Below are 15,169 nucleotides of genomic sequence, written 5' to 3'. Positions count from 1 at the left end.
CCCGCCGCCCGCCCCCCACTCCTCGAAGGAACCCGGCGTGAACTTCCGTCAGCTCCATCCGAACATCAAGCTGCGGCTCGGCATCGGATTCGTCCAGCGGATGCTCGGCATCATGCTGATGCCGCTGATGGTCATCCACCTCGCCACGCTGTACGGCGCGGCCGCGGCCGGCGTGCTGACCATGGCCGTGGCCGCCGCGGGCATCGCCAGCAACTTCGTGGGGGGCCACCTCGCCGACGTCCACGGCCGCAAGCCGCTGATGGTCGCCGGCGAGGTGGGGGCGACGCTCACCTTCGCGCTCCTCGCCCTGGCCAACTCGCCCTGGTGGCAGTCCGGGGCGGCCACCTTCGTGCTGTTCCTGCTCAACACCTGTCTCGCCAGTGCGGCCGGCCCCGCCGCCGAGGCGATGATGATCGACGTCTCCACCCCCGAGAACCGGCAGCTCGTCTACACGGTCAACTACTGGTCGATCAACATGGCGTTCACCGCCGGCGCCCTGATCGGCGGCTTCTTCTACGGGGACCACTTCGCCCTGCTGCTGGCCGGCGCGGCCGTACTGTCCCTGGCCACCGCCCTCGTCACCTGGTGGCGGATCGCCGAGAGCGCCCCCGAATCCGCCAAGGAGCGGGCGTCCGGCGTCCCCGCCATGCTCCGCGGCTACCTCGCCGTCTCCCGGGACCGGGTGTTCCTCCGGCTGGTCGGCGCGGCGGTCCTCACCCGCGCCGTCGAGGTCCAGATCGGCTACTACATCGCCGTCCGCCTCGCCGACGACTTCCCCGAGCAGGCCCTCGCCGGCCTGGAACGCTGGTTCCCCTCGGTGGACGGGGTCGCCATGCTCGGCATCCTGCGGGCCGTCAACACGGTCCTGGTCGTCGGCTTCGCCCTCTTCACCGGCAGCATGTTCCGCAAACTGTCCGACCGGACCCGCCTCTACGCGGGCATCGGCGTCTTCACCGCCGGCCACATGGTCCTGGCCGTCAGCAACAGCGGCTGGATCCTGATCGCCGCCGCCGTCGTGTTCACCCTCGGGGAGATCGCGAACGTGCCGGTGAAGCAGGCCATCCTGGCCGACCTGGTCGATCCGGCCGCCCGCACCAAGTACCTCGCCGCCTACGGCCTGGTACCCCGCATCGGACTCCTCATCGGCTCGGTGTGCGTGACCGTCGGAGCCTTCCTCTCCCCGGCCGGCATGAGCGTCCTCTACGGCGCCTTCGGCCTCGGCGCCATCCTCGTCTACCGCTCCCTGCTGCCGTTGCGCGAATCCCGCCGCACCGCCGCGGAGCACGAACCCGCGGCCGCGCCGCCGGCCGCCGCGGCGGCGGCGACCGCGCCGGCCCAGAACGGAGCCACGTCATGACCCCGCCCCGCGAACCCGGCCGCATCCTGATGGTGATGCCGTACGAGCAGCTCGTACGCAAGGCCGTCGAAGCCGGCTTCGAGGTCTGGTCGATCTGGGACCCGGCGCTGCGGACGCCCGAGTACCTCGACAAGGTCGCCGCCCACTCGCGGGAACTGGCCCTCGTCGACTTCGGCGACGAAGAGGCCCTGCGCGCCCTCGTCGCGGAGAAGGCCCGCGAGCACGACGTCCGGTACGTCCTGCACCTGGGCAGCGAAGCCACCATGGCCCCCGTGCTCGCCGAAGCCGAGGCCCTCGGCCTGTCACCGAACACCGCCGAATCCGTCCGGCTGCTCAACGACAAGCACGCCATGCGCGGCCTGCTCAACGCCCGCGGGGTCTCCGCCGTCCGCGCCCGCCGGGCCGAGACCCTCGGCGAAGTCGAGCCGCTGCTCGCCGAGTTCGGACTGCCCGCCGTGGTCAAGCCCACCAACACGGCCGGCAGCCGCGGGATCGCCCTGGTCCGCACCCCCGCCGACCTCGGCGAATGGACCGAACGGGTCAAGGCCGGCGGTTTCGAGGGCCCCTTCATCATCGAGGACTACCTCGAAGGCCCCGAGTTCAGCGTCGAGACCCTCACCGCCGGCGGCACCCACCACGTCGTCGGCATCACCGCCAAGCAGACCACCGGAGCCCCCGGGTTCGTCGAGACCGGACACGTCCACCCGGCCCCCCTCGACCCCGCCGACGCCGCCGCTATCCGTGACACCGTCACCGCCCTCCTCGACCTCGCCGGCTACGCCTTCGGCCCCGCCCACACCGAGGTCATCCTCACGCCCGCCGGGCCCCGCATCGTCGAGTCCCAGGCACGCCTCGGCGGCGACCGGATCCCGCTCCTCGTGGAGGTCGCCACCGGCTACGACATCGAGGCCGCCATCTTCCGCGGCCTGGCCGGCGAGGACGTCACCGCCCCCGCCCCCCACCGGTACGCCGCCATCGGCTTCTTCCGGCTCCCCGCCGGACGCCTGGAGTCCGTCGAGGGCCTCGACGAACTGCGCGCCCGGGACCACGTGCACGGCGTGCACTTCCCGTACGCGCCCGGCGACGTCCTGCCCCGCACCACGGACTCCGCCACCCGCCACGGCTACGCCGTCGTCGACGCCGCGACCCCCGCCGAGGCCGCCGAGCGGATCACCGCCGCCCACACCGCCCTGCGCACCACGACCACCGAGACCCCGAAGGAAGCACTGCGATGACCGCCCCGACCGCGCGCGCCGCGGACCGTACCCTGCTGCTCGTCGGCGCCACGGACCAGCACCTCGAACGAGCCAAGGCGCTGGGCGTCCGCGTGGTGCTCCTCCAGCACCCCGACAAGATCAACGCCTATCAGACCGGGCTGGCCGACGTCCTGCTGATGGTCGACTACACCGACTGGGACACCGTACGGCCGCTCGCCGAGGCCGCCCGCGAGGTCTGGGGCTTCGACACCGTCGCCTCCCTCACCGAGGCCGGACTCGACATGGCCGCCCGCCTGGGCGCCCACTTCGGCTTCCCCGGCACCAGCCCCGAGGCCAGCCGCCGCATGCGCAACAAGTTCCTGATGCGGCAGCACCTCACCAAGCAGGGCAAGCTGTCGATGCACTGGGACCGGGTCACCGACCGCGCCTCCCTCGACGCCTTCGCCGCCCTCGCCGGCTACCCCTTCATCATCAAGCCCACCGACGCCACCGCGAGCTTCGGCCTGATCCGCGTCCCCGGCCCCGCCGAACTCGACGCCACCTGGGAGCGGATCGAGGAGCTGCGCGGCCGGCGCAGCGACCGCGGCTCCACCCTCTACACCGTCAGCGAGTTCCTGATGGAGACCTACCTCGACGGACCCGAGTTCAGCGTGGAGGCCTTCAGCTTCGCCGGCCGCCACGTGGTGATCGCCGTGACCGAGAAGCTCGTCGAGGACACCCACTTCGCGGAACTCGGCCACGCCCTGCCCGCCCGCCTCGCACCGGAGGAGCACGCCCGGGTCACGGCCGCCGTCGAGGACTTCCTCGACACGATGGGCGTCACCGACGGCCCCAGCCACACCGAGCTGCGCCTCGGCTCCCGGGGCCCCGTCGTCATCGAGTCCCACAACCGGGTCGGCGGCGGCCACATCAACGAACTGGTCGAGGCCGCCTACGGCATCGACCTCCTCGGGTACGGCGTCGCCTGGCCGCTCGGCCTGGTAGACGCCCTCCCGGAGCCCCCCAAGGCCCGCGCCGGAGCCTGCACCCGCTTCGTGCTCCGCGACCCGGGCACGGTCACGGCCGTCTCCGGAGTGGAAGAGGTCGCCGCCCGCCCCGACGTCCTCGCCGTGGAGGTCTCCGTGGCGCCCGGCGACCCGGTGCGCCCGCTGCGGGACAACTGGGACCGGCTCGGCTTCGCCGCCGTGACGGCGGCCGACACCGACGCCGCGATCGCCCTGTGCGAGCGGCTGACCGCGCAGATCCGCATCGACGTGACCCCGGCCGAGGCGCCGGCGGAAGTCCGTGACCTGGAGGTCGCCGCGTGACCGCGCTCGTACTGCACCGGTTCCCGCTCGGCCCCTTCCCCTACGACCGCTGGCTCGCGGAACTCGACGGCGGCGTGGTGCTGATCGCCGCCCGCGACCGGATCGAGGGCGCCCGCGAGCAGGTCCCGGACGGCGACGGAGGCTACCGCCGGCTGGTCGTGCTCGACGACTTCGAGGACGAGGAGCTGCTCGACAGTACCGCCCTCGAACTGGCCGAGGAGTACGGCATCACCCACGTCATCGCCCCGCACGAGGCGGACCTGATGCGGGCGGCCCGGCTGCGCGAGAAGTTCGGCCTGCCCGGGCAGCTGCCCGACGAGGTGCTGCCCTTCCGGGACAAGGCCCTGATGAAGCGGCGGCTGGAGGCGGCCGGCATCGAGGTCGCCCCGTACGCCCTGCCCGCCACGGCCGACGACGCGCGGGACTTCGCGGACGAGCACGGGCTGCCGCTGGTGTTCAAGGCCCGCGACGGGTTCGGCTCCATCGGGCTGCGGATCGTCCGGACCCCCGCCGAGCTGGAGGAGTACCTGGCCGGGGCCTTCGCCCCCGGCACGGCCCCCCGCGAGGACCTGCTGGCCGAGGCGTACGTACCGGGCCGGATGTGCCACGTGGACGGGGTCGTCGTGGGCGGCCGCACCGTGATGGCCTGGCCGTCGCAGTACCAGTACGAGCTGGCCTCCTTCCAGGCCGACCCCGGTGCCCGCGTGGACCTGACCCTGGAACCCTCGGACCCGCTGACACCCCGTCTGCTGGAGCTGGCCGACACCGCGCTCGCGGCCCTCGGAGGTCCGGCGGACTACGCCTTCCACGCCGAGGTGTTCCACACCCCCGACGACCGCCTCGTCGTCTGCGAGGTCGCCTCCCGCCCGGCGGGCGCGCGGATCCGGGAGGTGCTGGACGCCGTGTTCGAGGTGCACCCGGTGGAGCTGGCGACCCGGGCGCAGACGGGGCTTCGGCTGCCCGCGCTGTCCCGGCTCGCGGAAGGCGCCCGGCTGGAACCGGTCCGCATGGCCGGCCAGGTCCTGATGATGAAGCGGCCCGGCACCGTGCGCGGCATCCCGGTCACCCCGGAGGAGCCCTGGGTGCGGTACTACGGGGTCTTCGCGGAACCGGGCGAGGTCCTCGCGGAGGCGGCCCTCTCCTCCGACTTCCTCGCGGCGGCGGTGCTGTCGGCGCCGACCCGCGGGCAGTGCGAGGGGCGTCTGCGGGCCCTGGGCGCCCGCTTCGAGGCGGAGATCGTGATCGACTGACCGATGCGCCGTCAGCCGGTGGATCCCGAGTGGAAGGCCCGCAGCCGCCGGTGCTGTTCCCTCGGGATCCCGGACGGCCGCCGAGTGCGCTCACCTGCGGGGATGGTCTATAGTTGATCTCGCACCCGCCGCCGCGGAACACGGTGAACGGGACGATGCGTTGGTGGTCCAAGGAAAGACACCCCACTTCCCGTGGGGGAATGCAGGTGCAAGGCCTGCCCAGCGCTCGAACGAAGGCCCCGGCCTCCTCACGGAGACCGGGGCCTTCTCGTCGTACCCCCGCCGCGCGGTGGGTCGTGCGCCCGTCCAGGACCGTGAGCAGCACGGGCAGTTCGGGCAGGTCCGTGGCGGCCGTGGTGAGCGGGTCGTCGGCGAACACCGTGAGGTCCGCGCGGAACCCCCGGGCGAGCCGGCCGGAGTCAGCCTCGGCGCCCGCCGCGTACGCGGGACCCGTGGTCATCGCGCGCAGCGCCTCCAGTGCGGTCGGCGCCTGCCCGGGGCCGTGGGGCGCGAGTGAAAGGTCGCGCCTCGGGCGGCGGTGGCGGGCGCCGGCCATCACGCCCAGCGGCGGGAACGGCGCGATCGGCCAGTCGGAACCGAGGACCACCGTGGCCCCGGCGTCCCACAGGTCGCGGCAGCGCCACGCGCGCGAGGCCCGTTCCTCGCCGAGGCGGCGCGACCAGTTGTCGGTGTGGTCGGCGCGGGTGAACTCGCAGCAGTGGGTGGGCTGCATGGACGCGATGACGCCCAGCCCGGCGAACCGGCGCAGGGTGTCGTCGGGAACGGTCTCGATGTGCTCCACCCGGTGGCGCACCCCGGCCGGGCCGCCGCCGGCGCGCGCCTCCTCGATGGAGTCGAGCACGTGGCGGACGGCCGCGTCGCCGATCGCGTGGGTCGCGGTGGACACGCCCGCCCGGTGCAGCTCCGCGACGACCCGCGTGTAGGCGACCGGGTCCGGCCAGAAGGCGTGCGTGGACTCGCCCTGGCGGTCGGGGCGTTCCAGCCAGGCGGTGCCGTTGTCGATGGTGCCGTCCATGAACAGCTTCACGCCCGCGACCTGCCACAGGGCGCCGCCGGTGCCCTGCTGCGCGATGAGGGCGCGCACCCCCTCGGCGTCGGTCCCGGGCTGGCACCAGGGTGCGACCCGCAGCCTCAGCGGGAGCTCCCCGGCCTCCTCCAGCCGCCCGTACGGCGCGAGGCTGTCGCCGTTGGCGTCCGTGGCGTGCCCGCCGGTCAGCCCGGCGGCGGCCATGGACCGCAGGGCCGTGGAGAGCAGCTGCCGGCGCTGCTCGGGGGTGGCCGCGGGGCGACCCGTTCGACCAGTTCGCAGGCGGCGTCCTCCTGGAGCAGGCCCGTGGGGTGTCCGTCGGCGTGGCACACGACCTCGGCGGATGCCTGGTCGAAGGTGCGCGGGCCGTCGACACCGGCCAGTTCGAGGGCGCGGCGGCTGGCCAGGGCCGAGTGGGCGTCGAAGAGCAGCAGGAAGGCCGGCACCCCGTCGAGCACGGAGTCGAAGGGGGCGGTCGCGACCGGCCGGTCCCCGAAGACGTTGGGGTCCAGGCCCCAGCCGAACAGCCACTCGCCGGGTGCGAGCGAGCGCACCCGGGCGGCCAGCTCCCGCCGTACGTCGTCCAGGCCGGAGCAGCCCGACAGGTCGAGGCCGTGGGTCAGTTCGGCGCCGGAGACCGGGTGCAGGTGGCCGTCGACCAGGCCGGGGGTGACCACGGCCCCGTCGAGGCCGACGACCGTGGTCGCGGGGCCGGCGAGCGTCCGTACCTCGCGGTCGTCGCCCAGGGCGAGGATCCGCCCGTCCTCCCCGGCCGCGAGCGCGGTCTGCGGCAGGAAGCACCCCGTCGCGGGGTCGAGGAGGCGGGCGGAGAGCAGGACGAGACGCGCGCACGGTGGCTCCTTGGGGGACGGGGAAGAGGTCAGTCGGTGGTGTCGGCGATGTCGGGGGAGGAGGCGGGCGGGGTCGCGGGGAGGTCCAGCGCGCCGGCGGGCAGTCCGAGCTCGCGCTCCGCCGTGGTGAGGGCCATCCGGGTGATCGCGGGCGGGCGGTCCCGCTCCTCGGTGTTGGCGTGGACCGCGAGCCCGTCGAGCACCGACGTCCTGCTGCGTGGCGGCCGCTACGACGGCGCCGCGCTCTGTGAAGAGACCCCCGGCAGCCCCTTCTGGTACACCGGCGGCGTCAACCGGGCGGGCGCCCTCGCCCTCGTCGCGGGCGTCGGCGCGGCCGCCCTCTGCGTCGACACCCTCTACAGGGGCCCGGTCGCGGAGGCCCTCGGCGGCATCGACCTGTCCCTGCCCGCCGGCATGCTCGTCTCCGCGGTCCTCTACGCCGCCCTGATGCGCACCGACAGCGGGGTGCGGGCCGCCCGGGGGGCGGCCTGAGGGCCCCGGGCGGGCGGCCCCGGTCTCACCAGGAGCGGCGGGCGCCGCCGCTCACGAGGTCAGCTCCGTCAGGTCGGCCAGCACCTCGGAGAGCAGGACCGGGTCGATGTCGGCGAACTTCAGCGGGTACGTACGGGAGTGCCAGTAGTCGCAGGGCGTCGTGTCCAGCCAGACCGTCTCCAGGGTCTGGTCCGGGAACTCGCCGATCAGCCCGGCCGCGATGCCCTCCTCCAGACCGATCACCACATGGCGCTCCGGGCCCAGCCTCCGGGAGAACCAGCGTTCCACGCCCCCGTCCTGCGGCTCGCCCCGCTCCCAGCCGCGCTTCTGCAGTGCGAGCAGCCTGCCCACGGGGACCGTGACGCCCTCGAAGCGCATGAGCCGCTCGCCGTCCGCCTCCTCCCCGGTCACGGCCAGCACCGGACGGCCGAGCTGCGGGAACGGCTGCGCGATCCCCTCACCGGCGAACAGCGCCGACCAGGCCGCCGCCGCGTCCGCGAGGTGCAGCGGATGGGGCAGGCTCACGACCGCCCCGTCCGCCACCTCGACGGCCCCGCCCGACAGGTCCGCGTACGCCCGGTCCCCGGTGACGCGGAACGCCGTTGCCGACTCCCCGTCCCGCACCAGCCAGACCAGCCGCCGCACCAGGTGCCACACCAGCGGGTGGGCGACGAACAGCTGCCGGAACTCGGCTCCCGTCCAGGACCGGCCGTCCACCATCGCGGCCTCCAGCCGCCGCACCTGGTCGGGGGCGACCGCCCGTACGTCCTTCCTCAGCGCGGCGAACCGCTTGCGCTCGGCGGGCGCGAGCTCCGTGTCGTCACGGACACCGGGCTTGGGCAGGTCCTTCAGCCGGTGGCCGTCCTCGTCCAGCACGTACGGCCTGAGCCCCTCGTCGAAGCCGACCGTGAACCGGCGCGTGCCGTAGTCGAGGACAGTGCCGCCGTCCGCGTCCAGCCCGAGGTCCGGCACCAGACGGTCCGACAGCTCCTCGGCGGTCAGCCCCAGTTCCGCCGCGACGGCGGTGATCTTCTCCTGGGCGCGCAGCTTCAGCGCCTTGAACTTCACCCGCTGCGAGATCGAGTGCAGGCTCAGCAGGGCCGGGTCGGTGCCGATGGACGCGAGGACCTCCAGCCCGTCGACCGCGCGCTGGTGCGCGCCCTCGCCGGGCCACGCACGGATCACCGGGGTCAGCGCGCGCACGGTCCCGTCGTCCCCGAACCGGCCCAGCGCGTGCAGGGCCCACGTCTCCTTCGGCGGCATGCCCGCGAGGTGCCACTGCGCGAACAGGTCCCACACGAAGCCCGTCATGGAGTCCCGCGTGCACAGCTCCCGCACCTGCTCCAGCCCCGGGTACTCCGAGGACGGCGTGGTCAGCGCGAGCATGGTGATCACGTGCCCCACGGCGGAGGCGGGCAGCGCCCCGCCCGACTTCAGCAGGATCTGCGGCAGCGCCGGCACCGTGGCCCAGGCCGCCGGCCCGGGGATCCGCGCCGGGAGCGCGGCGACCAGCGGGTCGACCCCCAGCAGCACTTCGAGGGCGTCGGCCGCCTCCGGACCGTACGCCTGCGCTGCCTCCCGCACCGCGTCCGGGCCGTGCACCGAAGCGATCACCGACAGGGCCCGCTCGGCCGCGGTCCGCTCCGGCCCCGCCGGTCCCAGCGCGTCGGGCACCAGCAGCCGGGCGGCACCGGCCCCGTGCCGGACCAACCAGGTCCGCGCCGTCTCGCCCGCCGCCTTGAGCCGCACCAGCCAGTCCGCCATCAGCCGGGCCACGTCCACGTCGAGGAAGGGCAGCAGGACCGGACCCATCGTCGCCGGGTTGGCGCCCGCCATGCGCAGGACCACCGGCAGCGCCGCCTCCTCGTGCCGGGCCACGAGCGGCTTGAACACCGCCAACCCCTCGTGCGAGTAGCCCGGACCGTGCCACGCCGCGAGCAGCGGCCGGACCTCGTCGAACGGGCCGTGCACGAACACCCCCACCGCGTTCCAGGCCGACCCCCGCCCGGCCCGGAGCTGCTCGACGAGCCGCTCCATCGGAAGGTGGGGCCGCCATCCCGTCAGCCAGGACTCGGTCCCCGCCCAGGACTCCCGCTCGCCCGGCCGCCAGACCGCTTCCGTGACCGGTTCGGCCACCAGTCCCGCGACCACGCGCGGCTTCACGGCCTTGCGCCGGCCCGTCCACGGCGGGCTGGTGAGCAGCGGCGGCAGCGACCCGGCCGGGACCTCCGCGACCAGTTCCCGGTGTACGAGCGGTCCGACGGCCCCGGCGAGCGGCTCCGGCAGATCCGCCAGCGCGGCGAGCGCCGGCTCGGGATGCGCGGCCACATGGGCCCTCAGCAGCAGTCCGGCCGTCGTCGCGGCCCGGCCCGGCCCGAGCGACGCCCCGGCCAGCAGGCGCAGCGCGCGCATCGGATGGCGCCGGGCGGCGGCGACCAGGGCGGCGCGGACGTGCTTGTTGCCGACGCGGTCGAGGAGGAACCCGAAGGCCTCGTCCGTGGGCAGCTCGGCGAGGGCGCCGGCCAGTCTCCTGACGTCGTCGGTGTCGGCACCGCCCCGGTCGAGGTCGGCCGCAAGCCACGGGGCCATGACCACGCCGACGCCCTCGGCCGCGGTGGCGATGACCGCAGGGTCCCAGCCGGGCCGGCCCAGGTCTACCCGGTCACCGAACAGGGCGGCCTGACGCGCGGACCCCAGGGAGCACACCAGCAGGCCCCGCACGGGGCGCTCGTGGTGCTCGCGCGTGGCGGCGTCCGCGCAGCAGTCGTCCACCCACCCCTGCTCCGTGGGGACGAGGAAGGCGGTCGCCACGCGCCGGCGGGCGCTGCGACGGTGGCGGGCCAGCGCCTCGACCGTGTCCCGGTAGGCGTCCTCGTCGGCCACGCTGAGCAGGGCGCGCACCCGGTGCAGGAGGGGGACCGCACCGTGCCGCCGCCAGCCGTTGGCGCCGTCCTCGGGGCGGAACCCGATGCCCTCGACGACCGTCCGGCTGCGCTGCACCACCGTCGTGGTGCACAGCTCGAACGCCTCGACGGCGGCGCGGGCCGCGAAGGGCAGCCCGTACGCTCCGGCCCAGGCGTCCGCGATCGCCTCGGCCCCGCCCACCCGCGCCGGCAGTGCCTCCGCCAGCACGGCGGCGCCCAAGGGGCTCCGGCTCCCCGACTGGTGGGCGCGGGCCGCCCCGACCAGCTCGGGATCGCTCTTCGGAGCGGCGAGCGCCCGCTCGACCGTCTCGGCATCGGCCGCGAGCCACTCGCGCAGCCTCCCCGGTGCCTCCGCGTCGGCCGACGGCACCTCCACGGGAATCCCGCCGCGCCTCGGGTGCAGATTCCGCTTCCAGGCCTCGGGCAGGACGAAGACGTCCTCACCCCCTGGTACGGCGGCCGCCCCGGGTCCCTCGACGTGCTTCCCGCGCCCCATGACGCCCTCCCCTTTTCCGAACAGCCGGTCGATCGAACAGTAGGGGGTGCCACTGACAACCGGCCGGGGAGGGGGCGGAGGGAGCGGCCCCGGAAACGCCGATGGGCCGGACCGGGGGCGTTCGTGCGGACGTCCCCGGCCCGGCCCGCTCAGCGGCGGTGGCCGGTGATCAGCTGCCCGCGGAGAGGTTGCCGGAGAGGACCGGGATGTTGCTCAGGATGTGGGAGAGCGGCTCGTCGCCCTTGGCCTGGGTGGAGTTCTCGGTGCACTGCTGGTTCTGCGGGTTGGACAGGACGTTGATGTCCTGGACGCCGACGTTCGCGAGGATCGCCAGCAGCGACTGCGCGTTGACCTTGACCGGCAGGCCGATGCAGGGCTTGTTCAGGGTGCCCTGGACGACGCTGAGCTGCGGGCTCATGTCACCGGCGGTCTTCTGGTTGCCGTAGATCTGCTGGGCGCCGTTGCCGTTGACGGTGTTGATCCCGTTGTCGTTGCCGATGGCCATGGCCGGGGCGGCGACGGCGGCACCCGCGCCGACGGCGGCGACGGTGGCTGCTGCGGTGACCATCATCTTCTTCAGCATTTCGAGAACTTTCCTTCGCTGTAGCCGAAACGAGCCCCGGATCCGGGGAGTTCGTGCTGGTAACTGGGATACGGCCGGGGACGTGGCGGGGCGTCACCCGAATGGCAGAACGCCGGTCCGCGGGCCCCGCCCCCAGGGCTCCGACCGGGTGCCGGGCCCCGCGAACACCGCCACAACGGCAGCCGGCCGTCGTTGGGAGGGGAGGCCCTCCGCCCCGCGTCCCCACGCACAGCCCCGACCGGACCCGCCCATGACCTTCGCCCCCGCCCCCCTCGGCACGCTCCCCGCCCGGCTCGCCCTGATCTGCGTACGCCACCACCTGCGGGTCCTCCTGCTGTGGCTGCTGCTCCTCGGCGCGGGAGCCGCCGCGGCGGGCCCCGTGATGGACGGCCTCGACCGGCGCCCCTGGAGCGTGGCCGCGCACGAATCGGTGCGGGGCAACCGGCTGCTGGACGCCGCCCGCCCCTACGGCAGCCAGATCGACGCGGTGGTGTCCGGCCCGCCGGTGACCGGACCGGGCCTGCGGCGGGAACTCGCCGCCGCACGCCGCGACCTGGCCGCGATCCCCGGCGTACACACCGTCACCCCCCTCACCGAAGGGGCCTACGCCGCCGACCGCCGGGCCGTTCTGCTCGCCGTACGGCTGGACCGGAACCCGACCGGGGAGGACCGGCGGCGCACCGAGCGGGCCGTCGAAGCCCGGCTGCGCGCAGTGCGGCGGAACCTGCCCGGCACGACGGTGACCCTCGGCGGCAGCGAACGGGCGCGCGCCGAAGTGGCGCGGCGGACCGTGGCCGACACCCGGCGGGCCGAACTGATCACCCTGCCCGTGACCCTGGCCGTGGTGTACCTCCTGTTCGGTGGCCTCGTCGCGGCCGCCGTGCCGCTGCTCGCCGCCGTCGCCACGGTCGGCGCCGGCATGCTCTGGCTCCTGCTGCTGTCGCGCTGGTACGACCTCACCTCCCCGGTGCTGTCCACGACCACGATGGTCGGCCTCGGCCTGGCCGTGGACTACTCCCTGCTCACCGTCGGACGCTTCCGCGAGGAGCTGGCCGCGGGCCGCGAGGTCCCGGAGGCGGTGGTGCGGACCATGGGCAGCGCGGGCCGCTCCGTCCTCTTCGCCGCGCTGGTCATCGCCGCCGCCCTCAGCGGACTGGCCGCCTTCCCCAGCGACTTCTACGCCTCCGTCGGCCTGGCCGCGGCGGGCACCGTCCTGCTGTCCCTCGCCGCCGCCGTCACCCTCACCCCGGCACTGCTGGCGGCCTGCGGGAAGCGGATCGGAGCACGCGAGGGCCGGGAGGCGGACGAGGGCCCCTTCGCCGCGCTGGCCCGCTGGACCCGCCGCCGGGCACCGGCCGTCGCCGTCGGCGTGGGGTTCCTGCTGCTCGCCGCGGCCGCGCCCTTCCTGCGGGTCCACCTCGTCAGCCCGGTCGGCGAGCTGCAACTTCCGCCCGGCACCGAGTCCCGGCGCTTCGCCGACCTGGTCGCCGAGCGGTTCCCGCAGCACCGGCCCGACGCCGTCGTGGTCGTGGCCCGCACCGATCCGGCCCGGCTGACCGCCTGGGCGCAGCACTTCGCGTCCGCCCCGCAGGTGCAGCGGATCGAACCCGCCGCCGCTGTGGGCCCGGCGGTCGCCGCCGTCCGCCTCGTCCCCGTGCCCGACGCGGACGCGGCCGCCGCCGGCCGGCTGGTCGAACGCCTCCGGGCGGACCGCCCGGAGGACTTCCCCGTGTGGGTGACCGGGCGGGCCGCGCTCGACGCCGACTTCAGGGCCGAGGTCGTCGAGCACGCGCCGCGCGCCGCCGCCCTGATCGCCCTGACCAGCTACGTCCTGCTGCTGGCGATGACCGGCTCGGTACTGCTGCCGCTCAAGGCCATCCTGATGAACACGCTGTCCCTCGGTGCCTCCTTCGGTGCGCTCGTCCTGGTCTTCCAGGACGGCTGGTGCGCCGGGATCCTGGGCGTCCACACCCTGGGCGGCCTCGGCTACTGGCTGCCGGTGGTGGTGTTCGCCCTGGCGTTCGGCCTGTCCATGGACTACGAGGTGTTCCTGCTCTCCCGCATCCAGGAGCTGTACCGGGCCGGAGCCGGCAACGACCTCGCCGTGGAGGCGGGAGTCCAGCGCTCCGCCCGGATCATCAGCTCCTCCGCGCTGCTGATGTGCGTCGTCTTCACCGGCTTCGCGACGGGGGAGGTGCTGGTCATGAAACAGCTCGCGACCGCCCTGACCCTCGTCGTCGTGGTCGACGCCACCCTCGTCCGGTGCCTGCTGGTGCCCGCCACCATGACCCTGCTGGGGCGTGCCAACTGGTGGTCCCCCCGGCTCCTGCGCCCGCGCCGCCCCGCCCCGGCCCTCAGAACCAGTTGACGGTGAGCGGGAACGCGGCGGTGACGGTGGCGCCCGAGGCGTCGGTCGCGGTCGCGGTGACCTGGACCGTGCCGCTGCCCCACGGCTTCCCGCTGATCCGCCCGGTGGCCGCGTCGACGCTCAGCCCCCAGGGCAGGCCGGTGGCCGCGTACCGGACCGGTGGCAGGCCGCCGGTGGCGGTGAGCCGGATGGTGCAGGACTGGTTGAACTTGCAGGTCTGCGGGCCCGGATCGGCCAGCTTCAGGTCACCTTGCGTCGGCGTCGGCGTCGGCGTCGGTGTGGGAGTCGGTGTGGGAGTCGGAGTCGGAGTGGGCGTAGGGGTCGGGGTCGGGGTGGGGGTCGTGGAGCCGGTGAAGACCTCCGTGATCGGCTGGACGTTGGCGGCGTTGCCCGCGTGCGTGGCCGTGCCGAAGAGGTCCTCGAAGGTCCGCAGCAGATGGTGGTGGTTGAACGCCGTCGCGTACGTGCCCGTCCTCACGTTCGCCCCGTAGAAGACGGTGGCGATCTGGTTCGACCCCAGGTAGTTGTCCTCGTCCCAGGTCAGCACCAGCAGGCTGTTGTTGGCCTTCGCCCACTGCGCGTACGCGTCGATGTTGTTCTTCGTCCAGGTGTCGCCCGTGCCCACCGAGCACGAGTGCATGTCGTTGCACTGGTTGGGGACCACGAAGGACAGGTGTGGCAGGGCCGCGAAGTCGCCGCGCGGGAACTGCGCCCAGGTCTTCCCGGTGTTCAGGGGGACGTTCTTGAAGGCGAACCACGGGTTGTGCTTCTGCGCGTACTGGCCGTTGGTGCAGGCCGTGGAACCCTCCGACGGGAGGTCCTCGTTGTACGTGGCGAAGGTCTTGCCGGCCGCGATCAGCTCCTGGCCGAGGTTCGCGGCCGTCATCGACTGCGGGGTGTAGCAGCCGTCCCCGGTGATGCCCTGGGTGGAGCCGGAGAAGAGGTTGAAGTAGTTCGGCTGGCTCGGGTGGGTCAGCGCCTTCATCCCCGTCAGGCTCGCCCCGCCGCTCGCCAGCTGGTTGATGTACGGGGCGTTGCCGCTCCCGATGATCTCCCCGAACTGCTTGTTCTCGTACACGACGACCACCACGTGGTCGTACGAAGGCAGCCCGGCCGCGGCCGCAGTCCGCGGCGCGGGACCGCTCTCGGCCGCCTGGGAGCCGGCGACGGTGAAGGCGCCCAGCAGGCCGAGCGCGCCGAACGCGGCCAGCGCGGCCAGGGCGACGGGACGCCGGGGACCCGGTGAGGGAAGTGGCATGGGGAGTTCCTCCTTGTT

10 protein-coding genes and 1 pseudogene are annotated in these 15,169 nt (G+C 74.2%); 6 read left to right on the top strand and 5 right to left on the bottom strand.

Translation table 11 applies throughout. From position 1 onward, the window contains the following. Positions 1-37: 37 nt before the first annotated feature. The 4 genes from OG553_RS01380 to OG553_RS01365 are packed head-to-tail and all read left to right on the top strand — an operon-like array spanning position 38 to position 5,131. Positions 38-1,357, top strand: a complete 1,320-nt coding sequence (locus tag OG553_RS01380; protein WP_405977157.1) for an MFS transporter — start codon at positions 38-40, stop codon at positions 1,355-1,357. Further along, on the top strand, positions 1,354-2,592 hold the full coding sequence (locus OG553_RS01375) for an ATP-grasp domain-containing protein (RefSeq protein ID WP_405977156.1): 1,239 nt from the start codon (positions 1,354-1,356) through the stop codon (positions 2,590-2,592). Before OG553_RS01380 ends, OG553_RS01375 begins: the two co-directional genes overlap by 4 nt. After that, a complete protein-coding gene (locus OG553_RS01370; protein WP_405977155.1) occupies positions 2,589-3,881 on the top strand; it encodes an ATP-grasp domain-containing protein in 1,293 nt (430 codons plus the stop codon). Before OG553_RS01375 ends, OG553_RS01370 begins: the two co-directional genes overlap by 4 nt. Further along, on the top strand, positions 3,878-5,131 hold the full coding sequence (locus OG553_RS01365; RefSeq protein ID WP_405977154.1) for an acetyl-CoA carboxylase biotin carboxylase subunit family protein: 1,254 nt from the start codon (positions 3,878-3,880) through the stop codon (positions 5,129-5,131). The genes OG553_RS01370 and OG553_RS01365 overlap by 4 nt, the downstream gene beginning before the upstream one ends. A gap of 274 nt (positions 5,132-5,405) precedes the next feature. On the opposite strand, the pseudogene OG553_RS01360 reads toward OG553_RS01365, so the two are convergent. Beyond that, a pseudogene (locus OG553_RS01360) lies at positions 5,406-7,063 on the bottom strand (amidohydrolase); the annotation flags it as partial. Then, entirely contained in the window at positions 7,060-7,233 is a 174-nt protein-coding gene (locus tag OG553_RS01355; protein WP_405977153.1) for a hypothetical protein, read from the bottom strand. The gene OG553_RS01355 and the pseudogene OG553_RS01360, both read right to left, overlap by 4 nt. Here OG553_RS01355 and OG553_RS01350 point away from each other — a divergent pair. Then, complete coding sequence (locus OG553_RS01350) at positions 7,205-7,522, top strand: hypothetical protein (protein ID WP_405977152.1); 318 nt, start codon at positions 7,205-7,207, stop codon at positions 7,520-7,522. The two genes, OG553_RS01355 and OG553_RS01350, sit on opposite strands and share 29 nt — an antisense overlap. Before the next feature lie 51 nt (positions 7,523-7,573). On the opposite strand, the gene OG553_RS01345 is transcribed toward OG553_RS01350, so the two are convergent. Together OG553_RS01345 and OG553_RS01340 are read right to left on the bottom strand one after the other, a co-directional pair. Continuing rightward, positions 7,574-10,942 (bottom strand): DUF4132 domain-containing protein, encoded by a 3,369-nt coding sequence (locus OG553_RS01345; RefSeq protein ID WP_405977151.1) that lies wholly within the window; start codon positions 10,940-10,942, stop codon positions 7,574-7,576. Between the two features lie 169 nt (positions 10,943-11,111). Beyond that, complete coding sequence (locus OG553_RS01340; RefSeq protein WP_405977150.1) at positions 11,112-11,525, bottom strand: rodlin; 414 nt, start codon at positions 11,523-11,525, stop codon at positions 11,112-11,114. A gap of 250 nt (positions 11,526-11,775) precedes the next feature. Here OG553_RS01340 and OG553_RS01335 point away from each other — a divergent pair, with 250 nt between their 5' ends. Then, the gene (locus tag OG553_RS01335) at positions 11,776-13,893 is read left to right on the top strand and encodes an MMPL family transporter (protein ID WP_405977149.1); all 2,118 of its coding nucleotides are present in this window, start codon (positions 11,776-11,778) and stop codon (positions 13,891-13,893) included. On the opposite strand, the gene OG553_RS01330 is transcribed toward OG553_RS01335, so the two are convergent. After that, the gene (locus OG553_RS01330) at positions 13,880-15,151 is read right to left on the bottom strand and encodes an alkaline phosphatase family protein (RefSeq protein ID WP_405977148.1); all 1,272 of its coding nucleotides are present in this window, start codon (positions 15,149-15,151) and stop codon (positions 13,880-13,882) included. The genes OG553_RS01335 and OG553_RS01330 overlap by 14 nt on opposite strands. Positions 15,152-15,169 lie beyond the last annotated feature (18 nt).

The organism is Streptomyces sp. NBC_00158, assembly GCF_045160885.1.
Classification (GTDB): Bacteria; Actinomycetota; Actinomycetes; order Streptomycetales; family Streptomycetaceae; genus Streptomyces.
Note: the sequence above shows the minus strand (reverse complement) of the source record. Positions and strands in the feature narration are given on the sequence as shown.

What these genes read in the sequence shown, in the direction of transcription:
- OG553_RS01330 (WP_405977148.1), bottom strand. Translation starts at nt 15,151, where the DNA reads ATGCCACTTCCCTCACCGGGTCCCCGGCGTCCCGTCGCCCTGGCCGCG.
- OG553_RS01335 (WP_405977149.1), top strand. Translation starts at nt 11,776, where the DNA reads ATGACCTTCGCCCCCGCCCCCCTCGGCACGCTCCCCGCCCGGCTCGCC.
- OG553_RS01340 (WP_405977150.1), bottom strand. Translation starts at nt 11,525, where the DNA reads ATGCTGAAGAAGATGATGGTCACCGCAGCAGCCACCGTCGCCGCCGTC.
- OG553_RS01375 (WP_405977156.1), top strand. Translation starts at nt 1,354, where the DNA reads ATGACCCCGCCCCGCGAACCCGGCCGCATCCTGATGGTGATGCCGTAC.
- OG553_RS01345 (WP_405977151.1), bottom strand. Translation starts at nt 10,942, where the DNA reads ATGGGGCGCGGGAAGCACGTCGAGGGACCCGGGGCGGCCGCCGTACCA.
- OG553_RS01370 (WP_405977155.1), top strand. Translation starts at nt 2,589, where the DNA reads ATGACCGCCCCGACCGCGCGCGCCGCGGACCGTACCCTGCTGCTCGTC.